This window comes from Ruminococcus gauvreauii (genome assembly GCF_025151995.1).
Classification (GTDB): Bacteria; Bacillota; Clostridia; order Lachnospirales; family Lachnospiraceae; genus Ruminococcus_G; species Ruminococcus_G gauvreauii.
The window spans coordinates 3,304,462-3,330,710 of sequence record NZ_CP102290.1; the positions used below are offsets into that span (position 1 = coordinate 3,304,462).

A 26,249-nucleotide genomic window follows, 5' to 3' on the forward strand; every position below is an offset into this window, starting at 1 on the left:
TTTATAAAAATACTAAAAATTAATAAAATATTTGGAAAACTTAGCGTGCATGACACAGCAATTAATATGAAAAAGTGTGAAAGGAGATCATAACATGACAAGATCACAGCTGGTACTGGATGTCATCAGCAAAAAGAACACAACGTATCTGCCGAGCCAGTGTACCTTTGCATCCAGAGCAAAAAAAATGGAGGTTGCCGGATATCTGGGACTGACAGAGGAGGAAGTGGATGTGTTTCTGGGCAACCATATCAAATTCACGGGAGTGCTGGATGATATCGTTCAGATCGATAAACTGGATCCACACAGGATGAAAGCGGCCAGGGATGCCGGGCGTTATCTGGATGTGCCGGGCGAGGAGGGCATGATCTATGACCTCTGGGGAATGCAGTACAACGTCAATGACGGAGGCTATTTTAATTACTGTCATCCGCTGCAGGGATGCGACGACGATGACGCGCTGATTTATGATTACAGGGCTCCTGACATTTCAGATATGGATATGTTGTTTTCAATCGCCGAGGAGGATTTAAAGAAATACGGCGATGATTTTCTGGTAGAACTAAGCGGTTACAACGGAATCTGGGAGAAGGCGTATCAGCTGACGGAGATCGAGCAGTTCATGTATCTGCTGGCAGTGGAACCGGAGAAAGCGTGTTATCTGATGGATGTGATCTGCGAATATAAAGTAGAGATCGCCAGAGAGACAGTGAAGCGCGGCTTCCCGATTGGACATTACGGCGATGACCTGGGTACCCAGATCAGTACCTTCGTGTCGGAGGAGATGTTTGTCAATTACTTCCTGCCGAGGATACGGAAAGTCTTCCGCGTATTCAAGGATGCGGGGCTTCCGGTACAGATGCATTCCTGCGGTAAGATCACACCGTTTATTCCGCATCTGATCGATGCGGGGCTGGATGTGCTGGAGCCGGTACAGACCTGTATGGATATCCGGTACCTGAAAAATGAGTTTGGCAAAGACCTGACGTTCTACGGGGGTGTGGATACGCAGCAGCTTCTGACGTTTGATACCGCGGAAAATGTGTATCATGAAACACTCCGGACGATCGATATCCTGGGAAAAGACGGCGGTCTGATCATTGCGCCGTCGCAGGAGGTCATGAATAATGTGCCGGTGGAAAATGTACTGGCCTTTATGAAAGCGGTAAAAGAAGCAAGAGGAGAGGCATAGACCAAAAAAGGAGATGAGAGTGGAATGCAGAAACGTATTTTGGAAATGGAAGATATCTCCATCCAGTTTCCCGGAGTATTGGCGCTGGATCATGCACGGTTTGATCTGGACCGGGGAGAAGTGCACGTTCTGCTGGGGGAAAATGGAGCCGGGAAATCAACCATCATGAAAATCCTTGCCGGCATCAATACCGACTATTCCGGCAAGGTCGTCTACAAGGGAGAGAAAATTACATGCTGTGATATTCAGGAACAGAAAAAGCGGGGAATCAGCATGATCTTCCAGGAAATGAACCTTCTCGGGAACCTGTCGGTGGCTGAAAATATTTTCATGTCACAGCGCCCGGTTACGAAAGCGGGAAACGTGGACTGGAAAAGGATGATGAGGGAGGCGAGAGGCCTTCTGGATTCCATAGGTGCGGACATTTCGGAAAAAGCACTTGTCAGCACATTGAGTGTTGGACAGATGCAGATGGTAGAGATCGCAAAGGCGTTGTCTTTTGAGTCTGACATCATTATCATGGATGAACCGACTTCTGCGCTGACAGAAAAAGAGGTTGACAATCTGTTTGCGATCATAGACGGACTGAAGAAAAAAGATGTGGCGATCGTCTATATTTCACACAGGATGGAAGAAATCATGAAGATCAGTGACAGGATCACCGTATTCCGTGACGGAAAATATATCACTACGAAAAAGAGGGAAGAGACTTCGATTGAGGAAATCATTGCGTTGATGGTCGGGCGTGAACTTCAGGATTATTATCCCAGAATCGATATGGCGCCCGGTGAAAAACGCCTGGAAGTAAAGTCAGTCAGTCAGGGAACTGTGTTAAAGGACCTGTCGTTTTACGCAAGAGCCGGAGAGATCACCGGATTCTATGGTCTGATGGGAGCTGGCCGGACGGAGCTTATGCGTGCGGTATTCGGAGCAGACCCCATCGACAGCGGGGAGATCTACGTTGACGGACAGCAAAGAAGGATACACAGCTGCAGACAGGCAAAGAGCTGCGGGATCGCGCTTCTCACAGAAGACAGGAAGCACCAGGGGCTGATCCTCGATTTCGATTTAAATGCCAATATCTCGATCACCAACCTGCCGAAGATCATGAATGGGTTCGGAATCAGCCGGAAACGGGAGATAAAGAATAATCAGGAGCTGGTGGAGCGTGTCAATGTAAAGACGCCTTCCCTCAGGCAGGTGGTAAAAAACTTAAGCGGCGGCAATCAGCAGAAGGTAGTCATCGCAAAATGGCTGAATTCAGAGTCCTCCGTTATCATATTTGATGAGCCGACAAGAGGGATCGATGTCGGATCCAAGGTGGAGATCTATAAGATCATGAACGCTTTAAAACAGGAGGGCAAGGCAGTGATCATGGTGTCATCGGAGCTGACCGAATGTATGGGCATCAGCGACCGTCTCTATGTGATGCATGAAGGAAAGATCACCGGCTGTATTGGAACGGAGGAGATACGCGGGGTGACGGAAGAAGACATCATCAAATATGCGACGGGCTCTGCTGCCGGCATGAAGGAGGGAGAAACGAAATGAAGAAGTTCAAAGTCAACATGAATAATATCGCGACATTCATCGTACTGCTCGTGCTGCTGATTGTACTGTCCATTCTGTCGCCCGCGTTTTTAAAGTCGGCGAATCTCATCAACGTGATGCAGCAGGTAACGGTAAATGCGATCGTCGCCATTGGTATGACCGTGGTCATCCTGACAGGAGGCATTGACCTGTCGGTCGGTTCTATTATTGCACTGTCCGGCATCGTGATGGCGAAGATGATGGTGGAAGGAAATATGAATTCAGGACTTGCGATCGCTGCCGGAATTTTAATCGGTGCAGTGTGCGGAGCGGTCAACGGTTTTCTGATCGCAAAATGCAAGCTTCAGCCGATGATTGCAACTCTGGGAATTATGCAGGTGGCCAGAGGCCTTGACCTGACGATCGCACAGGGCAGAACCGTCAGCGGATTCAAGCCGTTTTTCAGGAGCATAGGCGTTGCCACAGTTCCCGGTACAACGATACCGATTCAGATCGTGCTGATGATCGGCCTGTACATATTGGTTTTCTATCTGCTGCGGTATCGGAAGTTTGGAAGATTCATCTATTCCATCGGCGGAAATGAGGAGGCGACAAGACTGTCCGGTGTCAATGTGGATCGTTATAAGATACTGGCATATGTATTGTCGGGTGTCACAGCTGCGATTGCTGCCATTGTCATGACGGCAAAACTGAACTCTGCAGTTCCGACAGCGGGGGAAGGATATGAGCTCGACGCCGTCGCATCCAGTGTTATTGGAGGCATCAGTCTCACCGGCGGTGTGGGAAGCATCTGGGGGACATTGATGGGCGCCATGATCATCGGCGTCATTAAAAACGGATTAAACCTGTTAAACGTCTCATCATATCTGCAGCAGGTGGTGACCGGCATCATCGTGATCGTGGCGGTACTGGTTGACACGTTTAAGAACAAGGCGATCGGAAGTAAGAGAAAACAGTGATCATGTAACGGATGAAGACCGTTAGTGATAGAAAAAAGTGAGAGTGAAATGAAAGGAGAAAAGGATGAAAAAAGTATTGGCGGTTTTGTTGGCAATGGGGATGCTGGTATCAATGGCCGGATGCGGGGGCCAAGAGTCGGGTGAGACTTCCGGCGGCAAGGCGGACGCTGACACCAAAAGCACCGACGCAGGCAGCAGCGATGATGCGGCAGGAGAAAAAGCAGCGGCAAAAGATGACGGTGATATCACGATCGCTTTTATCGTAAAGTCTCTGGAAAACCAGTTCTTTACGGATGCCAAAGAAGGAGCAGAAGCGAGAGCAGAGGAACTCGGCGTGAATATCAACTATCTGGCACCCGCCGGTGGTCAGGCTGATATCGAGGGAGAAGTACAGCTGATGGAAGACAGTATTATCAAGGGCGTGGATGCAATCATTATCGACTGTTCCGACAATGCAGCGCTGAACTCTTCCATTAAGAAAGCGAACGATGCGGGAATACCGGTTGTATTGTTCAATGATACGGTTGATATGGATGACCTGGAAGCGCTGGGCGGACATATTGATTCTTACGTAGGACTGAACTCCACGGAGGCAGCAAAGCAGGTGGGCGAATACTGTGTTGAGAATTCCGAACCGGGCAAAGTCGCTATCATCGAGGGAATGTCTGGAATTGTGGCATCTACGGAACGTGTGGAAGGGTTTAAGTCGGCTCTGACGGATGAATTTGAAGTTGTGGCATCACAGCCGGCGGACTGGGATAAGAACCAGGCATACGATGTTATGCAGAATATCCTGACGGCAAATCCGGACATTTCCATCGTCTGGGCGGTCAGCAGCACCATGGGTATGGGCGCCATTCAGGCAATCGAGGATATGGGCATGGCAGACAAAATTGATGTCTATGACTTTGACTGCGAGGCGGATGATGTACAGGCCATTAAAGACGGCAAGCTGTGTGCGACACTGCGTTATCCTACGCAGGAATGGGCGGCGCTGGCATTTGATACGGCACTCTCGCTTGTGAAAGGCGAGACAGTGGAAGAGAATGTATACACGGAAGTACAGGTTATCACTCCTGATAATGTGGATACTCTGGAATAATATCAGAAATGTAAAAAAGGCCGGCAGAGCCGGGAGTACGTTACCAGTATTCCCGGCTCTGTATGTCTATTGCATAAGTTTCCGAAATTGTTTTGGTGAACAGCCGATCTTATCGGTAAAGACATTGGTGAAGCTGGCGCCGCTGGAATACCCGACTTCAAAAGCAATGTCAGATACGGACTTGTTCGTCGTGATCAGCAGAAGTTTGGCCTGGTTCATTCGAACATTGATCACATATTCAATCGGAGATAATCCGGTTTCTTTTTTGAACAGATGAGAGAAATAATAGGGACTTAAATGCAGCAGGTCAGCGAGATCCTGAAGTGCCAGCTTTTCCGTCATATGTTCATGGATATAAAGGAGAGCTGTTTCCACAGAGGGGTTGTTTTCTGAGGTATACATCTCATCATTGGCAAACAGCAGCTGAATACATTTGTACACGCGCATTGAAGTATCAATGATACTTTCATACTTATTCATATCGTAGAATGCGATCGTATTCACAAGAAAATTCCGAATCAGCTGATTTTTCTTGGAGCGGATCAAAGGCGGAGACTTGCTCAGGTAATACTGGCATAGCTCGCGGGCGTTGGCTCCGCTGAAATGCAGGTACAGAAATTCCAGTCCGTCGTAAGCGGAATAGCAGTGAGGTTCTGATAAATCCAGCAAAATAACATCCCCGGCCTGCGCATCAAACGTAACGCCGCGGTATTCAATATGAAATAAACCCTGTTGAATGTACATTAGAATGCAATAGGGATACTGATCCCTCTTGTGATAATATTTTTCCGTGCAGAAAAAATGGCCGCACCAGGGAATATAATAGAATAATCTGCATTCCTGCTCGGTGAGCGGAGAGGCAAAGAAAAAGTTTTTGGACTGGGGAAGAACTCCGGGCTCCAGGCCGCGCGCTGGTATTCTCATAATATCACCTTTTAAACTACCTTGTATAATGATTAATTATTTATGTAACTCAAACATAGCATAATTCATTGTAATAAATAAGCGCTTAGCGCATAAGCTTTCGAAACTGTCTTGGAGAACAGCCGATTCTGTCCGTGAAAACATTGGTAAAACTGGTACCGCTGGAATATCCTACCTCGTAGGCGATGTCGATGATGGCTTTATCGGTTGTTATCAACATCAGTTTCGCCTGATTCATGCGGACATTGATCACGTATTCTATGGGAGAAAGACCAGTCTTTCGTTTGAACAGGTGTGAAAAATAGCAGGGGTTTAAATGCACCAGACCAGCAAGCTCCTGCAGTGTCAATTTCTTATGAATGTTTTCATGAATATGGCGGAGTGCGTGTTCGATTGCATTATCACTGGAAATAGAATACTCATGTTCTTGAGTAAACAGCAGGTTGATACATTTATAGACCCGCATGGATGTATCCGGTATGCTTTCGTAGGGGTTTGTATCATAAAAAGCAATCGTGTTAGCGAGATAGTTGCGAATCAGAAAATTTTTATCGATACGGATCAAAGGTCCGTCGTTTTTCAGGTAATATTGACATAGTTCATGGGAATTGGAACCATTAAAGCAAAAATACAAAAATTCCAGACCGTCATAGGCAGAATAAAAATGTGGTTCTGTCAGATCCAGTAAAATAACGTCTCCTGCCTGGGCGTCAAAGACATTTCCTCGATATTCGATATGAAACAATCCCTGCTGTACATACATCAATAAACAGTAAGGAAAGTAATCACGTTTATGAAAATATTTTTCCGTGCAGAAAAAATGACCGCACCAGGGAATATAATAGAACAGATTGCATTCCTGTTCGGTAAGTGGCGATGCGAAGAAAAAATTCCTGGAATTTGGAAGAACTCCGGGTTCCAGGCCGCGCGCTGGTATTCTCATGATGAATTTCCTCCTCAATCTAAAGATAGCACAGATAAAAAGAAAATGCAAAATGTAATGGGGGGATGGATATCACAGCAATATGATTGAATATACATGCGCTTTCTTCTATAATGAAGATATGAAAAATAGTGTAACAGAAACTATTGTATCGATTTATAAGTATGGAAAGGACACAACATGGAAAACTTATGCGAAAAATTTACACAGGCCACACTCCCCAGGCTGCCGAAGAATAAAACAATGAAAATCGGCTGCATCGGTTCCGGTTTTATCATGGCGGAATGCCAGCTGAGCGCTTACAGAAAAAGTGGATTCTGTGTATATGGAATTGCTTCGAGGACTTATGGGAATGCAAAAAAAGTTGGGGAGCGGTATCAAATTCCAAATGTTTATCAGACGATCGAAGAATTGATCGCAGATACGGAGATTGAGATCGTTGACATTGCGCTGCCTCCGCATGTGCAGAAGGATATCGTACGGCTCTGCTGTGAGCAGGATCATATCAGGGGGATTCTGTGCCAAAAACCCCTGGCGGTCAATCTGAATGATGTAAAAGAAATTTCGAGGATGTGTAAAAATGCGGGCATTAAAGTGGCGGTGAATCAGAACATGCGCTATGATCAGTCAATCCGGGCGCTGAAATATGCACTGGAAGAGGGATACCTGGGTGATCCGGTGCTTGCATCCATTGACCTGCGGGCACTTGCGGGTGTTCAGCCTTTCTTCAGAGAATATGGAAAATTTGAGATTCTGGATCTGGCGATCCATCACCTGGACTGCTTCCGTTATCTGTTCGGCGATCCTGAAAAAGTGACCGCCGTCTGCAGACCTGATCCGAGAACTCCATTTGAGCACAGAGACGGCCTTTCAGAATATATCCTGCAGTACAAAAACGGTCTGATCGCCAACAGCATTGACGATGGGTACGCGGGACCGGATGAGCCGTGTGCCAGTGAGCGGTATATCAACTGGAGAGTGGAGGGTACCGGGGGAATTGCTTTGGGCACCATCGGTTGGCACAGATTTCCCGAGATCACTCCCAGTACATTCAAGTTGGCGAGTACAAGAATTCCGGATAAGTGGCTGACACCATCCTGGAAGACTGCCTGGTTTCCGGACGCCTTCACGGGAACGATGGCAGACCTGATGTGCGCGTTGGAAGAAGACAGGGAGCCCGTGATCAGCGTAGAGGATAATCTCGTCACCATGGCATGTGTGGAGGCATGCTACAAGTCTATTCGGGAGGAACGGACGGTCTATCTGAGGGAGCTGCTGTAAAAATGAAAACACCTTACATGCGAATGCATCTGTTCTAGATTGGATTCACATGTAAGGTGTTTTAAAGACTGTCAGAATCCTGCTTTTTTTAGTTCATCCATCATCGCACTTCTTCTTTTATAATCCGTCTTCCACTGTGCGGCGATTTGCTGTGCTTTTTCTTTCCACTGTGGGTATTTTGTTATCTTTTTCAGGTATTTTATCAGATGATAGTAGGTATTTCGCTGAGAAGCACTGGCTGCCTCAGACTGCACATACCTGATATACAGATCCGCTGTTCTCTATTTCAAATAAAAGCCGTTCAAACAATTTCTCCTCTTTCAGAAAATCATATTTAACTGAATATGTATTTAGGGAAGTTAACAGCCGTTCGCGGAAGCCTACCCATCCTGAACGATAATCTGAACCTCATAATCCTCTCTGCCCTCGACAACAGTCCTGTATTCGTCTTCTGCTTTATCCAGGGATGTGACTGCCCCCATCTCGTGATAATTCCATCCGCGTTCTAATATGTGTGCTCGAAATAAACATTTCCAGTCATTCATAGAGTACTCCCGTTATAGACGACAATAATCTTTCATAGACAGGAAAGTACTTGAAATCAGTTCTTGAATACAGTAGTTAACTAAAATCAACAAAATATAGAATGAGAATTCATGCAATGTGTATAAAATACACAATGAAATTAATATAATGCACCTTTTCTTTAATTTGTCAGTTTACAGAAAAGTCAAAAAAAATTAACATGATAAAAAAGAGGAGGCGAGATAAAGGATGGAATACACGGGTGAATATATTCTCGAAATGAAGAATATCGTGAAACTCTTTCCGGGCGTACGCGCACTGGATGGGATGAACCTGAAAATCCGACCGGGCAAAGTCCATGTGATAGCCGGAGAAAACGGAGCCGGAAAATCAACGCTTATGAAGGTCATAAACGGAGATTACGTTGCTGAAGAAGGTGAAGTCATCTATAAGGGGCAAAAGCTTGGCAAAAGGACGATTATGGAGACGATCCAAATGGGAATTTCCATGATCAGACAGGAAATGAACCCAATCAGACAGATGACTGTTGCGGAGAACATTTATCTGGGCCGGGAACCGCAGAAAGTAAAGGGATTTGTGGATTTTAAAATATTAAATGACAGGACAAATCAGCTTCTTCAGGAGCTGGAAATTCCCTATAAGGCGACCCAGAAGCTGGAGACGATGAGTATTGCGGCACAGCAGCAGATAGAGATTGCAAAAGCAATGAGTACAAACGCATCTGTCATTATCATGGATGAACCTACTTCGGCAATATCAGACACAGAAGTCAATATGTTGTTCAGACAGATTCAAAGATTAAAAGAGAAAGGCGTTGCGATCATTTATATTACTCATAAAATGGACGAAATCAGGAGGATCGCGGATGAAATTACGATCATCCGGGACGGGTCATGGGTGAGCTCCGGTCCAATTGAAGAATATAAAGAGGATGATATTATATCACTCATGGTAGGACGGAAAATCTCAAACATTTTCCCAAAAGAAGAAGTACTGATCGGTGATGTTGTGATGGAAGTGAAAGGCCTGACCAGCAGAGGAGTCTTCAGAGATATTGATTTCAAGGTCCGTGCAGGAGAGATCCTGGGATTCTCAGGTCTGGTTGGCGCTGGACGTTCCGAAGTGATGCGCGCCATTTTTGGATTGGATCCTTATGAATCCGGAGAGATTATGCTGAATGGCAGAGAGCTGAAAATAAAAAGTACGGAAGATGCCATTGCCAACGGGATTGCAATGGCATCGGAGGACCGCCGGGCGGAGGGGATTGTTCCGGTGAGATCAGTGAGAGAAAATATTTCTCTGGCTTTTATCCGGCAATTTAAAAGGCAGGCAAAAATTGTTAATAAAAAAGAAGAGAAAAAAGCGGTCAATAATATGATTGATACCTTCAACATTAAGGTTTCCAATCCAGAACAGGAAATACGGACACTTTCCGGAGGAAATCAGCAAAAGGCAATTCTCGCGAAATGGCTTCTGGGGGATATTAAAGTCCTGATTCTGGATGAGCCGACGAGAGGAATCGATGTTGGATCCAAGGCAGAGATTCATAAGCTTATGTGCGATTATGCGAAGAAAGGAATTGCAATTATCATGATATCTTCTGAGCTGCCGGAGATCCTGGGTATGAGTGACCGGGTTATGGTCATGAGGGAAGGGCGGATAGCAGCTGAACTTACACGCGAAGAGGCATCGCAGGAAGCGATTATGAAATTAGCAACCTGATTAGAAAAAGAGAGGTATCGAAAAGATGAGGAAAACAAAAAAGAAATTTAGTTTTGCGGAATTTTACAGTAAATTTGGCGTTGTCACCATTCTGATCGTGGTATTTGTGATTGCGTCTTTGCTTTCGGGAAACTTCCTGAAACCGGCTAACCTTACAAATGTTTTGCGGCAGATCGTGGTTGTTACCGTGATTGGATGCGGAGCCTGTTTTGTGTTGATCACCGCACAGATTAATATCGCCTATGACTCACTGATCGCCTGTGTAGGATGTACGTCATGTCTGGTGATGATTCATACAGGCAGCGTCTTTCTGGCAGTGATTGTCGGAATCGCACTGGGGGCAGTGATCGGATTGTTTTATGGATTTTGCGTTGCGAAATTGTCAATGCCTGGATTTATTGTCGGTCTGGCGATCGATACGATAGCGTCGGGAGCCATCCTTCTGGCGACGAACGGAAATCCGATTTCCGGTCTGGGAAAATTTACAGTGATCGGGCAGGGGTACATAGGATTCGTACCGATCTCTGTTATCATTATGTTTGGTGTTTTGGTCGTAAGCTACGTTTTGCTCAATATGACTTGCTTTGGAAGGCAGGTTATGGCGGTCGGCGGAAATAAACAGGCGGCGATTGCCTCCGGCATCAATGTGGACAGAGTCATTATATTAGTTTACATATACGATGGCATCATGACGGCCATCGCGGCGATTATCTTTATGTCACGGCTTTCTTCCGGTCAGCCGTCCGCAGGCGTGGGGTATGCATTTGATGCAATTACAGCTGTTGTCGTAGGCGGTGTTTCGATCTACGGGGGTTCCGGTAATGTGATAGGAACAATTGTCGGAGCTGCCATCGTGGGTATTCTCAATAATCTGATGAATCTTCTGAATGTCACCAGTTATTGGCAGAATATCGTTTCCGGCATTGTCATCCTTCTGGCAGTGCTGATGGATGTCATGACGAAACGTGCCTCCGCAAATGCAATCAAGAATGCGATGGCTGACAGAACGGAGAAGGCAGCTTAGTGAAAATCCGAAACTAAAGGCAATAAATGCTTTTAGAATACACGAAAAAAGGAGAAACGATATGAAACGAGGTAAATTGAAAAAGATGATGGCATTGATTGCCGGGTTTGCGATGGTGTGTACAGTGATAACAGGTTGTTCATCTGGGGGCGGAGCCTCCGATGATGCGGGGAACAAAGAAGATTCACAGAGCAGTGCTGACAGTGAGGAGAAAGAGACTTACACGATCGGTTTTACAAACCGCCTGGCATCCGATGTGTTTTTAAAAACACTGGAGGACAAGTTTGTAGCCGCATGTGAGGCGGACGGACGATTTGAAGTAGTACTGGCAGATGCCAATAATGACAGCCAGAAACAGGTGGAGCAGGTTGACAATTTTCTTGTGATGGACGTGGATGCCCTTGTGTTGTGCCCGAATGATCAGGAAAGCCTTGTGCCTCAGATTGAGCAGGCCAACAAATCAGGAATACCGGTATTTACATTTTCAACGCAGGCTTCCGGCGGTGATCAGGTGTACGTAGGCGTTTCTAATTACGACTGTGGATATTGTCAGGGAGAATGGCTGCGTGAAAACCTTCCCGAAAATGCAAAAATCATCTATCTTGCCGGAAATATGGGATATCAGATTTCCATTGACAGGGAAAATGGTCTGAAAGACGGCTTGGGTGACCGTCTTGCCGAGAATGGCGGGGATGTTGAAATAATCGCTCAGCAGGAATATATGTATACACGTGAAGAGGGCATGACGATTATGGAAGACTATATTCAGGCATATGATGACTTCGACTGTGTGGTCACGGTTAATGACCAGGGAGCCTGCGGAGCCATTGAGGCACTGAAGGCCGCCAATCGGCTGGATGGTGTGATGGTCTGTGGGATTGACGCGATTGACGATGCGCTCAATTACATCTCAAGCGGTGAGATGTCGATGACTGTCCGCCAGGACCCGGATGCCCAGGCAGAGGCGCTGTATCAGGCGATCTGCGATACGTTTGACGGGAAAGAAGTTGAACCTGTGATTGAGACACCTGTCCAGACAATTACTTCAGACAATGTGGCTGAATTTGTAAAATAATAAACGAGGGTCAAAAGCGGGATGTCATGCTAGAGGGCAGCCCGCTTTTGGGAAATAGGAGGAAAACATATGGGAAATTATTCTGGCCGTGAGTTTGATCCTGATTTTGACAGGACGGATGTTGATATTTTATGTATATCCGGAAAGAGTGATATTGTTCAGAAGCCCGTAGATCCGGCAGATCCCTACAGGTCCTCACACATCGGAATATTTGAGCGGTGTATTGAGACCGGTGATAAAAAGGAAACGTACGCGGTCTATATACCGGAAGACTTTCCGCCATTCGGGGATGGAATCTTTGTGTTTGCACCTGGAAAAATATCAGCAGAAGATTATATACAGCATAGCGGTATCCGGAAAATGGCGGATGAACACTGCATGGTTCTTCTTATCCTGCAGTCCCCCGATACTTTATGGAAAGAAAGAAGCGTTGAAAACATTCTTGCGTATGCCAGAAGCGCCTTTCTGGACATGAGCCTGAGGGATCTCTATACCTGGAATGAGGCGTCTTATTATGTATTAGGAATGGAAGACGGCGCCTATGCGGCAAACGTATTTACCATGATGTACAGCAGCATTCTTGCCGCGTCAGTGCTGCGCGGGGATTCTTCCGTCTCGGAGGAGTTTCTTGACATCGTGAAAATACTGCCGTCTGATGGAAACAGGGATATACGAAAATCTGACAATCCGATTCCGGTCTGGCTGATTGGAGAGGATGAAAGGTCCGTCAGATACTATCGCAGCGCATGCCGTACCGAAGAAGGATACAGCGTTGGAAACTTTGCCAGGAAGTATATGCCGAAACCAGATCCTGTCTTAAGCCTGGTTGATGAGCAGGCGGTCGCTGAGGTATGGGTCAGTACACCGGAGGAGACTGCCGGCTGGAAGAGCGAATGCTTTTTTGACGAGGCCGCCAGATTTCTTCTTCGTTTCAAAAGATGGGCAGGAACGGGAAACCGTAAGCTGAGAAGAACGATAACAGCTGATGATATCGGTCTTGTCAAAAAGGAGATAATTGTTGACGGAAAAAAACGATACTGGTATGTCTATGAACCCTCCGCATACAGAAGGGACAAGATGCAGAAGCTGCCGATGGTGATCGGATTGCACGGATTGTGCGGAACCGGGGAGTTCTGGGCGCAGAACACCGAGTGGCATCGTGTGGCGGAAGCCAGAGATTTTATTATGGTATACCCAACGGCGTACATGCATATATACGGAGCGTGTATGTGCGCGACACCTGCGTGGTCGGGATCGGGGATGCCGCTGCCTGACGGTCATGATGACCTGCCATTTTTTAAGGCAATGATTGAAAAGATGTGCGAAGAGTATATGATTGACAGTGAGCGCATCTATGTGGCCGGACACTCCAATGGTTCCGCGATGACACAGAGATTAATCGAAAAAATGCCTGAATATTTTGCGGCATTCGGACCAAACGGATACGCGGAGGGCGATATCGCGGATGAATGCAGGTTAAATTCATATGAGCATTCTGTTGTGTGCCCAACGTGGCTGTTTAAAGGAGACAGAGATATTGGAAGCAAGGCAGATCTGACGGATGGATCAGCAAATGCATGTGTACTCGGCAGGCTCTGTGAGCAGAACGGAGCTGATTACCGGTCACCGAAAATTTACCAGAATGGTATCTATAAAAACTATGTGTGGTATGATAAACAGAGAGTACCTGTTGTCAGATTCAGTGCCCTGAAAGGTTTTCCGCATGCTTATACGCCGGAGAATGCCTGGATGACCTGGGACGAGTACTTTTGTAAATTTAAACGAAAAAGAGATGGTTCTGTTGAATATCTTGGATGACATCACGGAGGTCAGTGAATTATGAGCAAAATCAGGCAAAAAATTGATCCGTTAGATCCCTATCTGCCCAGTCATGTGGGCGTTTTTGAGGATGAGATCGAGGTCAGCGGTGTGATGCGCCGCGTGATCATGTATATTCCTGAAGGGGCGCGAGCGTCCAATGCCGGTATCATGATACTGCCGGACGACGGGATATCTGCGGCGGAGATGCTGGAAAAGAGCAACTGGCGTGAGATAGCCGATACAGAGGAAGAAAAAGAAAAAGTAACATTGATGTTTCTGGAGCCGCGGCATGGACATTGGAATATTAAGGAACCATACGGGGAAGACGGCGGAGATGTGGAGTATGTGAAAATGGCATATGATCGTTTTGCCCGCCGGGATCTGTTCTGCGTTCATGAATCTAAATTCTATATGGCAGGTTACGGGAGCGGGGCAACGATTGCACAGATGGCGGCTATGTATGACCCCGCGGTATATGCCGGCATTGCCGCCGTCTCACCAAAACCTGTACCGGAACAATTTATGAAAGAAGCAGGCGCACAAGTTTGTTTCCGTTTGAATGGATTTGAGGATGATACAGGATTGGGAATGAAAAAAGGGGAAATTCCAGTTCCCGTGTGGATCATTCTGGACAGGAACTGTGATGATACATATGATAGTGAAACAGCGTATTGGAAAAGGGCGCTTGCAGCTGACAAATGCAGTATGCTTTATCCGGATACGGTACAGCATATCCGGACAAAAGAGACGCTGTCGCCTCTTAATCAACATAAAGAGGCCTATCGGCTATGGGTGAGCAGGATTGAGAATCCTGCAAAGGATCATGGAAACCTCCTGAATCGGCGTATCTGGAAGAAATTTTTATATCCGGTGCGCAGATGGATGTCGCAGCCAGGCGGAGATCTGCGGATGACGTGTGCGTTGATTGATGATTTGCATATGGAGTATTATTACAGGGAAGTTGACGGATGGATGCGTGAATGGTATGTCTATGTGCCGGAAAGCGTAAAGGCAAATCCAGACAGGAAAGTACCGCTTGTCCTGGCTATGCATGGATATACGTGTTCGGGTGAAATCTACAGCGGAAATTCAGGCTGGCATCAGGTTGCTGACGAATATGGATTTATTGTGGTATTTCCATCAGCAGTTCACGGCTGTTTTGCGGTGAAGGAGGAAAATCGTGCCATAAGCAAGGATATCACGGTTCTGCCGGCGTGGAATATCTACTCAAATCCGGAGTTTCCCGATGAGCTTATATTTTTTGAATATCTGCTGGATGATTTGATGCATACCTATTGTATCGACGAGGGGCGTGTCTATGCGACAGGGCATTCGATGGGTTCGTTGATGGTGCAGATGCTGGCGATTGCCAGACCTCATTGGTTTGCAGCGGTAGCTCCCTGCTCAGGCGTGTTGTTTTTAGATGCGCTGGATCATTTTCAGATGCAGGACTATTTCAGGGAACGGCCGGACGTTGAAATGCCGGTGTGGATGTTCGGCGGTGAGAGAGAAGAATGGCTGTTGCCCGCGGTACCTGCGGAGCATAATATAACCGCCGAATCGATTCGCTTCTGGTGCCGGCTGAACGATTATGAGTCGGTCCCCGGGGAGTTTGCAGAAAGTCAGATTCACAATCAGCTGTGGCATGACTATTGTTTCAAAAAGGGAGTATGCGACCTTGTACGTTATACATGGATCAGACATCTCCCTCATGCGACGATGCCGGAAATGTCGTTCCGGATATGGGAAGAGTTTTTTTCCGGTTATTACCGGGATTCAGATGGGAAGACCGGACAGTATTAACTGCTGTCCGGTTTGTTGAATATGCGAGGAGGGTCACGGAGAATGGAAAAAATAAAGGAATCCCGGCTGCTGTGCAAATCAGAAAAGGGAAATGTCAGAAGGATATATCTGTCACTGGCTGTCACAGCGATGGTTGTGTTGGTCTTTCAAGCGATTGTTTTTTTCAGCCACATTTTTAATCCGATACAAATCATGATTTTATGTGCATTTATTATTATGCTGATTTATTATCTGATTAAAATAAAAAGGGACAGTCAGAACTGGATTCACTTGTATAATGGGTATTTTGAAACGATGGAAGGACGGTTTTTATATGAAAAAATTCTCAGTTGCAATGCTTTGAAAGGACAAGTTATACTGAAAACTGACAGAAAAAAGACCTTTTATGCAGAAAATGCAGAGGAATTGGAGAAGGTTATTAAAACACAGATGAGAAAAGGACCCGATTCAAAATAAACTATCGGGGGGAGGTAGTTTGATGTTGAAAGTATTGATCGCGGATGATGAAGAACACGTTTGTAAGTTGATCGAAAAGCTTATCAAGTGGGAAGAATTAGGACTTCGGCTTGTTTCTGTGGTACATTCCGGAAATGCGGCGCTGGAGGCATACAGGGAGCTGCAGCCGGATATTATCATTACAGACATACGTATGCCGGCTCTGAGCGGTATCGATTTGATCAAAGAAGTGAAGCGCCTCAATAAGGAAACAAGTTTTCTGGTAATCAGCGGTTACAGAGTTTTTGACTATGCATATGGAGCGTTGAAAAACGGGGCAGACGACTACATTGTAAAGCCGATCAAGCAGAATGATATTAATAACGCATTGAAAAGAATCGTGGAGAAGAAAAATAAAACACTCAAATTAGAATCGGAGAACCGAGAGTACAAACAGAAAGAGATTATCTACGATCTCATGCAGTCCCCTGAAAAGGTGGAAGTCTGTCACTCCTGCCAGGATATTAACTGCCATTATAATTTAAATATTAAATGCAATGAAGTAACTGTTTTTATTTTAAAAATTGATTTACATGGGAACATCAAGATAGGTGAAAATTTAAATGTAATTGCAGAGCATGTTCTGCACCTTTTGATTCAACAGATGGAGAAAGAAGGATACGCCGTTTATGCTGCGATATATCATGATATGATTCCGGTAATTATTGAGTCAGATGTCCTGGAACATCAGGTGTTTTTTGAGAGTCTGAAAAAAATACTTAAGGAAATCAGGCTGGTAGAAGATAAAGTAATTAAAGTAAGTTCCTGCATTGGAATCGGTGGAACAGGGGATATATCAGAATTAAGTGTACTTATGGATCAGGCGCAATATGCCGTTTGGGATAAGTTATCCGGAGGGAATAAAAAGATTCTGGTTTATCATGGAAGAGAAAATGAAGAAAACATTATTTTTTCTGATGATCTTAGAACTTCGCTGAAAAGCTGCGTCGAAAGCCTGAATTACAGTGGGATCATGGAGATTGTGACAAGACTTGAAGACGGTTTTAAAAATAATAATCATAATATTTCAGGATGGCAGATCTATGATGCGTACAGAACACTTCTGGAAAATATAGTGGGTATCCTGAAGAAAGTTGACTCGAAGAAGGAACTCACGGAATATGCAGAAGGTAAACTTCTGGAATTGCGGATGTGCGCTGAACGCTCTGAGATGATAAGATTCATCGGGACAGTGATAGAAGAAATACTGTTTAGAATTAAAAAGCTGGAGGAGAACTTAGAGAAAAAGCCAATACGAACAGCGATTACATATATCAATGAACATTACAGTGAAAATCTGTCCTTAGAAAATATAAGTACAGTCGTAAAGTTGAATTCTGTTTATTTTTCAACGATGTTTAAAAGAGAGACGGGAAAAAACTTTGTGGAATATCTCACGGAGGTTCGTCTTGAGCACGCTAAAAAGCTGTTAATTGAATCGGATTATAATATATCTGAGATCGCGTGGAAGGTAGGCTATCAGGATGAGAAATACTTTATGAAAGTCTTTAAAAGAGAAGCCGGTATTACATGTGCTAAATACAGAAAGTTATACGGCTGAGGAGTTTTATGAATACGATCAGTAACAGAATGAATAAAATACTGCTTTTTGTTTTGTTCTTTTATATCCTGGACAGTATTCTGCTGTTCCCCGCAAGGAAAAATCTCATATATATGATGGCTTTTATTTTATTCCGGGCAGGCTTCTTGGCAGCGGCGGCGTTCGTTGTTAAGTTCTATGTGATCAGACCGCTTGGAAAGACAGAAAAAGCGATGGATGACTATGTTTCAGGAAGAATCGGACTGGAACAACTATGTGAGGAGCGCCCAATTACCCCGGCCTGTGACAGGTTTTTACAATATTTGATGTTAACAGATAATAAGAAGGAAATGCTGAAATACTCTGTTGAACAGGCAAAACTGATTGCTTTGCAAAATCAGATTAATCCACACTTTCTGTACAATACGCTGGATGCGATAAGAGGAGATGCGCTGGACGCCGGTTTGAATGAAATAGCATCCATAACAGAGGCGTTAGCCTCTTTTTTCTATTATTCCATTTCGGATCTCGATCATTTGACAACGCTGACTCAGGAATTGGAGAATGTTAAAGAATATTTCAAAATTCAGCAGTTTAGGTTTGGTAAAAATCTGAAACTTGAGATAGACAGTGAGGAGGAATTTTCCACTGCTTTCCGATATTGTATACCCAGAATGACGCTGCAGCCGCTTGTGGAAAATGCTATCTCGCATGGACTGGAGTGTAAAGAGAAAAAAGGAACGGTAAGTATCCATATAGTGCGTTCGCAGTATGAGCTGATCATCAAAGTGATTGATGACGGTATCGGGATGGAGAGAAGTGAAGTTGACAGTATCAACGGGACGCTGCACAACTCCAACGCCTGTAATATGAGGAAAGAAGGACGGGGAGGAATAGCGCTGGCTAATATCAACAGCAGGATTAAGCTTATATTTGGCGCTGAATATGGTGTCACTGTATTCTCGTGTAAAAACATAGGAACTACGGTACAGATCAATATACCGCTGGTGGAAAGGAATCAATTGAATGAAGAAGGAGTTACTGCGAATAGAGAATGGGATGGTTCTTCAAAATAAGCATGCAATTTTATACTCCGTTTTTATTCGTGTTTTTTGCGGGGATATTGTAGGAATCACATCTGACAGGAGCTATGTGATTGAGTATCTTTTGAAATGTCTGTGCGGACAACTGGATTTTGATTCAGGATTCCTGTATTATGAGGGACGAATGATCAGCAACAGTGGAAGAACAGGGGCATTTAAGTCTAATTATACGTTGATCAATGATCATTCTTCATTTATTAAGACTTTGACGCTTGCCGAAAATGTATTCGCCCTGCAGGAGACAACACCATTCTTTTTTAAAAAAAAGAATTCGGAATTTGAACTGAGAAAAATGATGGATGCATTTCACATAAAACTGTCAGTTGACACTCCTGTAAAAAAGCTGAATGTAATACAGAGAATTCAGATAGAGATGCTGAAGGCAAAAATCCACGGAAAAAAAATCTTTATGATAGATATGAGAAATCTTTATCTGTCTGTTCCGGAGAAAAAAGAACTGTATCAGTTTCTTAGACTATTGGGAGATTCAGGAGACTGTGCGGTTGTAATTTTCGCTAACCAGCCCAACAGGATTACTGACTTGGCGGACAAACTGGTTTTCATGTCTGACGGGAAGGTGTTGATTGAAACTGATAAATCTGAGAACAGATATCTGGAAATAGAAAAGGACTTCAGCCTTAATCTTGATTCGCTGAATAAGAAGGATACACGCGGCGGTGTGAAAGAAGTGCTCAGGTTTTCAGATGTATTTGCAGGAAGTTTTGAGGGACTGAATTTCGCAGTTCATGCAGGTGAGGTTGTCACTATATCATCCGATCAGTGGAGCACTGTTAAGGAGATCGAAATGATTCTAAAGGGAGAGCTGCGTCCGTATAAGGGAGAAATTTATATTAACCAGAGAAAATATAAACCGATGAAAAAGAATCGGATGCTGCAGCGGTACTCGATGGTTGTCATTGAACAGCCGGCAAAAAGTCAGCTTCTTTCTAATTTGAGTTTTTATGACAACTTGTGTATCAGTCGCGGACTGAGGATGCGCGGCTTCTGGTATGACAAATCAATAAAAAACAGCATTCGGAAATATTGCGGTAAACACATGGGAGAAGATCTGATCCATAAAAAAGTATCCGAGCTAACCATGATAGAAGCACAGAAATTACTCTATCTCCGGTGGTTGCTGTATTCGCCGGAGATTGTTGTCTGTGTGGAACCGTTTAAGAGCGTGGACGTGTATCTTGAGAAAAATGCGGTTGAGATGATCATGGAAATGTCCAGAAAGGGTATTGCAGTTATTGTTTTGACTCAGGGACTGCCGCAAAAGTAGTTTTGAGTCAGCCTGTTCCTTCAAACGGAGCAGTGAGAAAAGTAATTTGAGGCATACCTGGATGTCGGCACAGGATCAGTTTAAAAAGTATATAGCTGCAAAGCCCATAAACACACACAGGGCTTTGCAGCTTTTTATTTGTTTTCAAAAAGTATACAGATTGCACAAAAAAGTAAAATGATTATACTGCAAAATGAAAATTCAAACAATAAAAGTGATCAAATGTTCACTTAATACCGCTTGCATTATTGAAAAAATGTAACGTGCAATTTATAATAAAAAAAAACGAAAAGAGGGATCGATATGGCAGAGAACAAATTAGTATTGTGCGTATGCGGAGCTGGAATCAACACATCGTTAAACGCTAAGAATCAGATTACGAGTTATCTTGAGGCAGAGGGCAGAGGGGATATTCAGGTGGTTCATGCAATGATCGGGGATATTAATCCTTACAACGGAAGGAAGAATATGGTCGTAGTATGGATGACGCAGATGAATGAATCCTTTGAAGCACCAGGATTTAAAGGACTGCCATTTGTGATCGGAACCAAAAAGGCGAAGGCGGAGCTGGCGAAGCAGATCATTGCAAAATTAGACGAGATTTGTGAAAACTAAAATTACAGAAAAACATAAGGAGGAACAGTATGGAAGGGATAGCAGCGAGTATTTCAACAGTATTAGGCGGTTTAGGCGGACCGGTATTGGTTGCGCTTGTTATGTGTCTGTTAGGCCTGGTTTTCAGGGCGGGTATCAGCAATAGTATCAGAGGCGGAATTTACGCCGGTATCGGTCTTGCAGGACTGAATATTATCATCAATGCGGCAACAGACCAGCTGACACCGGCGATTCAGGCATTTTCAGAGAACTTTAACACCAATTTAACAGTTACGGATCTTGGCTGGGGGTCTTCGGGAATCGCATTTTCGTGGCCGGGTCTTGGCCTGGTCATTCTCGGGATTCTGGTTGTGAATGCATTGATGATCTTACTGAAGCTTACGAAGACCATGTGGACCGATATCTGGAGCATCTGGCACGGAAATGTAGTCGGCGGATTCGTCTGGGCGGCTACCGGCGGGAATGTGACGCTTGGGGTTTTGAGCGGCGTTATCTTCCTTGTCATCGGATCCATCATAGCAGACCGTACGGCGAAAGATTATCAGGAATTTAATGATATGCCGGGTATCGCCGTTCCGTGTACGACTTCTTTTCTGGCGCTTTTTGCCAAACCATTCAACATGCTGATGGAGAAGATACCGGGTGTTAAAAATATCAACGGTTCGCCTGAAAATATCCGCAAAAAGATGGGCATCTTTGGCGAACTTGGGGTTATGGGTACGGTCATAGGTATCGTAATCGGGATCCTGGCAGGCTATCATTACACAGCAGTAGTGAATCTGGGCGTGCAGATCGGAGTTTTAATGGTTTTTCTGCCTAAAACAGTGTCTGTATTATGTGAAGGTATTATTCCGATCGCGAATGCCATTACTGAATTCGTACAGGAAAGATTTGAGGGAAGAGAAGTATATGTGGGCGTGGACTGTGCAGCTTTATTAGGACATCCGTCGGTAATGGCATCTGCGGTTTTGTTATATCCGCTGATTGTCATCCTTGCAGTACTGCTGCCGGGCAATGCTATGCTGCCGATCGCCTCACTGGCTGTCATTCCGTACTGGTGCGGTGCGGTAGCGGCACAGCTTAAGGGAAATGTATTTCGTATTGTACTGTTTGTGCTGATCTGGGCGATTCCGATATTCTATATTGCGTCTGCCATGGCACCGATCCATACTGAAACTATGGGATTGCTCGGACTGGCGGATCCGGCGATCAGTAACTCGAGCTTTGATATGGGAGGCGACCCGCTGGGCGCAGCACTGGTATACATCTTCCAGCTTTTTCAATAATTAAGATACCGGGAGGTCTGAAATGATTACGATTGATAAGGATATTGTCCTGATTGGATTACAGGCAGATACAAAAGAGGCAGCTATAGCTAAAGTAGTCAAAAAGATGGCGGAGCATGGATATGTTGAACATGAATACTATGTGGCCGTCATAGAACGGGAAAAAGATTATCCCACAGGTCTGCCGAGCGAAGGGGTCAGGACAGCCGTGCCTCACGCGTTTTCTGATACCGTAAAGAAGACGGGAGTGGGTATTGCGCGGCTTGTGAGCCCGGTCATATTCCATAATATGGCGGATAAACAGGAGGAGCTGCCGGTAGAACTTATTTTCGTTATGGCGAATGCGGGAGGAGAAGACGCCCACATCAACGATCTGCAGGAATTGATGTCTGTATTCTCTAAGAAAAGACTGCTGCTGGATTTGATGAATGCACAGACAACACAGGAATTTGCGGATATTTTTGCAGACTGTGACAGTTATACGGAAGAGGAATGATATATTATGGGGGAACGGGCGAAGAAGGTGTTGATCGCGGGAGGCTTATGCGGTGCTACCATGCTGATCGCCTCGGATAAAATCAAACAGCGTTGCAGCAAGGAAAATCAGGGGATTTCTGTAAAAATACAAAATCTGTGGGAAACCGGCTATGTAGAACCGAACTATGATCTTATCATAGAGATGTTCCCCTATTTTGAAGATGCGGATTGCCCGGTCATAAGCGGGAAACCGTTTATCAATCATATCGGCGAAAAGAAACTGATAGAAGAGATAAGGGATATATTGTATGAAAAAGGAGCTGCGGTATGATATATGCAGATTATGCGGCGACAACACCGGTGCATCCGGAGGTCGTAAAGACGATGGAGAAATATTATACAGAACAGTTTTTTAATCCGTCTTCCATCTACCCGGAAGCAAAGGCGGTGGCGAGCCGATTAGAAGAGTGCAGGGAGCAGATCGCGCGGTATATGAAAGCTGAGGCGGAGGAGATTATTTTCACCAGCGGAGGGACCGAGAGTGATAATCTTGCGATAAAAGGTGTTATGCTGCATCCATCCAATGAAAAGAAGCATATGGTGACGTCGGTGACCGAGCATCATGCAGTGCTGGAATCGTGCAGATTTCTGGAAAAAATGGGATATGAGATCACTTATCTGACGGTAGACTCTCATGGAAGAGTATCTCCGGATGCGCTGGAAAATGCCATGAGGCCAGACACCTGCCTGGTATCCGTAATGTGGGTGAACAATGAAACCGGGACCTTACAGGACATAAAAGAGCTTGCCAGAGCGGCTCATGCGCATGGCGCACTCTTTCACACGGACGCGGTGCAGGCGATGGCAGCACTGCCTGTAAATGTTAAGGAATCAGGGGTTGATCTGCTGAGCTTTTCAGCGCACAAATTTTATGGGCCGAAGGGATGCGGAGGTCTGTACTGTAAAAAAGGGATACGGCTGATCTCTGTAAACAGCGGCGGACAACAGGAGGAATTCCAAAGAGGGGGTACGGAAAATGTGCCCGCCATTCTCGGCATGGGAAAGGCATTTGAAATATTGAATAAGAATCTCGAAAAAGATATTCTTCATATGGAACGACTGAAAGAAACACTATTAAAAGAATTCGAAGACAGAGCTGACGTGATCATCAACAGCCTTCCTGCATACAGTGTGCCGTCCATATGCAATCTTGGGTTTCGGAATATGGAGGCGGAAGCGATCATTTTTTATCTGAGCAGAGAAGGGATACTGACATCTATGGGAGCAGCCTGCAACACGAAAAGTATAGAGCCCTCCTATGTGCTGAGGGAGATGGGGATAGCCCCGTCTTTTGAAAGGGGATGTATCCGAATTTCCCTCAGCTCCCAAATGACTGACAAAGAGATGGAAACGATCTGCGAAAAGGTAAAAAGCATTATTAAAAAACTGACAGAGAAACAAGGATAAATATGTGAAAGAGGTGCTGTTATGCTGCTGAAGGGGAAGGGCGTATCAAAAGGGATTGCCGTAGGCGAGGTTTTTTTATACAAGCCGTTGGAGCTTCGGATAGACGAGACTTATATATCACCGGAGCAGGTGGAGGAAACAATACAGAAATATCATGCCTGCAGGGAGACTGCCAGAGGAGAACTGCAGCTGCTCCAGGAGCGTATGGGAGAGGAGCAGGAGGAAAAAAAGAAAATATTTGATGCCCATAAGGACATTTTATATGATATAGCAATGGAAGAGGAAATTGAGAATCTGATTTCCAGGGAGTACAGTAATCTGGATCATGCAGTCTGCCGGATTTACGATAAGTATTCTGAGATCTTATCGCAGATTGAAGATGAGCTCATGAAAGAGCGCTGCAAAGATATCCAGGACGTAAAGAACAGGCTGCTGAGGATCTCACAGGGCAAGGCGCAGACCAGTCTTTCAGAACTTAAAAGTCCGGTAATCCTGTGTGCGAAAGATTTATTGCCGTCTGATACGGCATCTTTAGACAGAGAGATGGTACTGGCCATCGCAACGGAAGCCGGGGGAGCCACATCACATTCTGCAATACTTGCCAGGAGCTATGGAATACCTGCAGTTCTTGGGGTGACGGAGCTTATGGAACAGGTAAACGAAACGGAAACAGTCATTGTGGATGCAGCAAATGGCGTGATCATAACACAGCCGTCTGACGAAGAGGTCAGCCTGTATCGCGAGGAGCGTGAAAAGTATCAGTGTACGCTGGAGGAAATGAAAACGTACAGGACGATGATACCGAAGACGAAGGACGGTGAGCGAATCAAAGTCGGACTGAATATTGGTTCTGCAAATGATGAAGAACTGGGAAACGCGGCATTTACAGACGGTGTGGGTCTGTTCCGCACTGAATTTCTGTATATGGACCGGGAACAGATGCCCGGTGAAGAGGAACAATATCAGGTTTATAAGAAAGTACTTTCAGCATTCAGCGGAAAAGAGGTCATCCTGCGCACTCTGGATATCGGAGGCGACAAGCAGGCTTCATGCGTGGAGATGCCGAAGGAAGAGAATCCATTTCTCGGGCTTCGGGCTATCCGGCTGTGCTTCTCCAGACAAGAATTATTCAAAACTCAGTTAAAGGCTGCCTATCGGGCTTCCATTCATGGTAAACTAAGTATCATGTTTCCGATGGTCGCAGGTTTAGATGATATCCGAAGGGCCAAAGCGGTGGCAGCGGAAGTAAAAAGAGAACTGGACGAAGAAAAACTGCCGTATTCACAGGATGTGAGGATCGGCATTATGGTTGAGATACCGTCGATTGCCATTATGGCGGCGGAGGCTGCAAAAGAGGTGGATTTTGCAAGCATCGGTACCAACGATCTTTGCCAGTATCTTATGGCTGTTGACCGGCTGAATCCCGATGTGGCTGCGTATTACCAGACGTATCATCCGGCGATGTTCCGGCTGATCGGGCATGTGGCGGAGGCGTTCAGGCGAGAAGGAAAAGATGTGAGCGTATGCGGTGAACTGGGCGGAGACATGCTTGCGGTTCCAGTTCTGCTGGGTCTTGGGATTCAAAAGATAAGTATGGGAATGGCAGTATTGGGAGAAGTCAAGAAACTGATCTCTGGTCTTGAAATGAGTGAGTGTAAAAAGCAGGGAGAGCAGATCGTGAAATTTACAACTGCTCAGGATGCAGAACAGTATTTAAAAAAATCCAGAAATTATAATGACAGAAGGTAAGGGAGGTTGCCATGTATTCAAAAACAGTGACGATCGTCAATCAAACGGGTCTGCATGCCAGACCGGCTTCGGAATTTATCGGAGCAGCATCAAAGTTTAAGTGTGACTTGCATATTAAAAACACAAGCACGGGGAAATCAGCAAATGCAAAATCTATTATTATGCTGCTGGCCCTGGCACTGACAAAAGACACACAGGTTGAGATCACAGGAGACGGCGAAGATGAGCAGCAGGCAGTGGATTCACTGGTCTGCCTGATAGAAAGCGGATTTAGCGAGGGATAACGTCT

24 protein-coding genes are annotated in these 26,249 nt (G+C 45.3%); 21 read left to right on the forward strand and 3 right to left on the reverse strand.

The annotated features are described in order from the left end of the window. Positions 1-94 precede the first annotated feature (94 nt). From NQ502_RS15620 to NQ502_RS15635, 4 genes are all read left to right on the forward strand, one after another. The gene (locus tag NQ502_RS15620) at positions 95-1,192 is read left to right on the forward strand and encodes a uroporphyrinogen decarboxylase family protein (protein WP_049898018.1); all 1,098 of its coding nucleotides are present in this window, start codon (positions 95-97) and stop codon (positions 1,190-1,192) included. 24 nt (positions 1,193-1,216) lie between these two features. Beyond that, positions 1,217-2,743, forward strand: a complete 1,527-nt coding sequence (locus NQ502_RS15625) for a sugar ABC transporter ATP-binding protein (protein WP_028527459.1) — start codon at positions 1,217-1,219, stop codon at positions 2,741-2,743. After that, the gene (locus NQ502_RS15630) at positions 2,740-3,702 is read left to right on the forward strand and encodes an ABC transporter permease (RefSeq protein ID WP_028527458.1); all 963 of its coding nucleotides are present in this window, start codon (positions 2,740-2,742) and stop codon (positions 3,700-3,702) included. The genes NQ502_RS15625 and NQ502_RS15630 overlap by 4 nt, the downstream gene beginning before the upstream one ends. A gap of 64 nt (positions 3,703-3,766) precedes the next feature. Further along, positions 3,767-4,804, forward strand: a complete 1,038-nt coding sequence (locus NQ502_RS15635; protein WP_028527457.1) for a sugar ABC transporter substrate-binding protein — start codon at positions 3,767-3,769, stop codon at positions 4,802-4,804. 66 nt (positions 4,805-4,870) lie between these two features. Here the strand turns inward: NQ502_RS15635 and NQ502_RS15640 are convergent, their stop codons facing one another. Further along, positions 4,871-5,728 carry an AraC family transcriptional regulator gene (locus NQ502_RS15640; protein WP_028527456.1) on the reverse strand — a complete coding sequence of 286 codons (858 nt, stop codon included), beginning with the start codon at positions 5,726-5,728 and terminating at the stop codon, positions 4,871-4,873. 85 nt (positions 5,729-5,813) lie between these two features. After that, the gene (locus tag NQ502_RS15645; protein WP_028527455.1) at positions 5,814-6,671 is read right to left on the reverse strand and encodes an AraC family transcriptional regulator; all 858 of its coding nucleotides are present in this window, start codon (positions 6,669-6,671) and stop codon (positions 5,814-5,816) included. 180 nt (positions 6,672-6,851) lie between these two features. On the opposite strand from NQ502_RS15645, the gene NQ502_RS15650 reads away from it, so the two are divergent. Then, positions 6,852-7,952, forward strand: coding sequence for a Gfo/Idh/MocA family protein (locus NQ502_RS15650; RefSeq protein WP_028527454.1), 1,101 nt, complete (start codon positions 6,852-6,854; stop codon positions 7,950-7,952). Between the two features lie 380 nt (positions 7,953-8,332). Here the strand turns inward: NQ502_RS15650 and NQ502_RS15655 are convergent, their stop codons facing one another. Further along, positions 8,333-8,497, reverse strand: coding sequence for a hypothetical protein (locus NQ502_RS15655; RefSeq protein WP_156887898.1), 165 nt, complete (start codon positions 8,495-8,497; stop codon positions 8,333-8,335). A 229-nt stretch (positions 8,498-8,726) separates the two neighbouring features. On the opposite strand from NQ502_RS15655, the gene NQ502_RS15660 reads away from it, so the two are divergent. The 16 genes from NQ502_RS15660 (at position 8,727) to NQ502_RS15735 (ending at position 26,244) form a co-directional block, all read left to right on the forward strand. Beyond that, positions 8,727-10,220, forward strand: coding sequence for a sugar ABC transporter ATP-binding protein (locus tag NQ502_RS15660; protein ID WP_028527452.1), 1,494 nt, complete (start codon positions 8,727-8,729; stop codon positions 10,218-10,220). A gap of 25 nt (positions 10,221-10,245) precedes the next feature. Next, positions 10,246-11,244 carry an ABC transporter permease gene (locus NQ502_RS15665; RefSeq protein WP_044982940.1) on the forward strand — a complete coding sequence of 333 codons (999 nt, stop codon included), beginning with the start codon at positions 10,246-10,248 and terminating at the stop codon, positions 11,242-11,244. Positions 11,245-11,305: 61 nt separating this feature from the next. Next, complete coding sequence (locus tag NQ502_RS15670) at positions 11,306-12,319, forward strand: sugar ABC transporter substrate-binding protein (protein WP_049898016.1); 1,014 nt, start codon at positions 11,306-11,308, stop codon at positions 12,317-12,319. A gap of 69 nt (positions 12,320-12,388) precedes the next feature. Further along, entirely contained in the window at positions 12,389-14,137 is a 1,749-nt protein-coding gene (locus tag NQ502_RS15675; protein WP_028527451.1) for an alpha/beta hydrolase family esterase, read from the forward strand. A 21-nt stretch (positions 14,138-14,158) separates the two neighbouring features. Continuing rightward, positions 14,159-15,943, forward strand: a complete 1,785-nt coding sequence (locus NQ502_RS15680; protein WP_028527450.1) for an alpha/beta hydrolase family esterase — start codon at positions 14,159-14,161, stop codon at positions 15,941-15,943. Between the two features lie 42 nt (positions 15,944-15,985). After that, complete coding sequence (locus tag NQ502_RS15685) at positions 15,986-16,399, forward strand: hypothetical protein (RefSeq protein ID WP_028527449.1); 414 nt, start codon at positions 15,986-15,988, stop codon at positions 16,397-16,399. Between the two features lie 22 nt (positions 16,400-16,421). Continuing rightward, entirely contained in the window at positions 16,422-17,999 is a 1,578-nt protein-coding gene (locus NQ502_RS15690; protein WP_028527448.1) for a response regulator transcription factor, read from the forward strand. 8 nt (positions 18,000-18,007) lie between these two features. Next, on the forward strand, positions 18,008-19,054 hold the full coding sequence (locus NQ502_RS15695) for a sensor histidine kinase (protein ID WP_049898015.1): 1,047 nt from the start codon (positions 18,008-18,010) through the stop codon (positions 19,052-19,054). Further along, positions 19,005-20,366: a sugar ABC transporter ATP-binding protein gene (locus NQ502_RS15700; protein ID WP_148511873.1), complete on the forward strand. Its 1,362-nt coding sequence runs from the start codon at positions 19,005-19,007 to the stop codon at positions 20,364-20,366. The genes NQ502_RS15695 and NQ502_RS15700 overlap by 50 nt, the downstream gene beginning before the upstream one ends. Before the next feature lie 303 nt (positions 20,367-20,669). Beyond that, positions 20,670-20,981, forward strand: coding sequence for a PTS sugar transporter subunit IIB (locus tag NQ502_RS15705; protein ID WP_044982939.1), 312 nt, complete (start codon positions 20,670-20,672; stop codon positions 20,979-20,981). A 29-nt stretch (positions 20,982-21,010) separates the two neighbouring features. Then, positions 21,011-22,267 carry a PTS transporter subunit IIC gene (locus NQ502_RS15710; RefSeq protein WP_044982938.1) on the forward strand — a complete coding sequence of 419 codons (1,257 nt, stop codon included), beginning with the start codon at positions 21,011-21,013 and terminating at the stop codon, positions 22,265-22,267. 22 nt (positions 22,268-22,289) lie between these two features. Next, the gene (locus tag NQ502_RS15715) at positions 22,290-22,763 is read left to right on the forward strand and encodes a PTS sugar transporter subunit IIA (RefSeq protein ID WP_028527445.1); all 474 of its coding nucleotides are present in this window, start codon (positions 22,290-22,292) and stop codon (positions 22,761-22,763) included. 6 nt (positions 22,764-22,769) lie between these two features. Further along, complete coding sequence (locus NQ502_RS15720) at positions 22,770-23,075, forward strand: PTS sugar transporter subunit IIB (RefSeq protein WP_028527444.1); 306 nt, start codon at positions 22,770-22,772, stop codon at positions 23,073-23,075. Further along, on the forward strand, positions 23,072-24,211 hold the full coding sequence (locus NQ502_RS15725) for a cysteine desulfurase family protein (protein ID WP_028527443.1): 1,140 nt from the start codon (positions 23,072-23,074) through the stop codon (positions 24,209-24,211). Before NQ502_RS15720 ends, NQ502_RS15725 begins: the two co-directional genes overlap by 4 nt. 21 nt (positions 24,212-24,232) lie before the next feature. Then, the gene (ptsP, locus tag NQ502_RS15730; RefSeq protein ID WP_049898014.1) at positions 24,233-25,960 is read left to right on the forward strand and encodes a phosphoenolpyruvate--protein phosphotransferase; all 1,728 of its coding nucleotides are present in this window, start codon (positions 24,233-24,235) and stop codon (positions 25,958-25,960) included. A gap of 11 nt (positions 25,961-25,971) precedes the next feature. Next, positions 25,972-26,244 (forward strand): HPr family phosphocarrier protein, encoded by a 273-nt coding sequence (locus NQ502_RS15735; RefSeq protein ID WP_028527441.1) that lies wholly within the window; start codon positions 25,972-25,974, stop codon positions 26,242-26,244. Positions 26,245-26,249 lie beyond the last annotated feature (5 nt).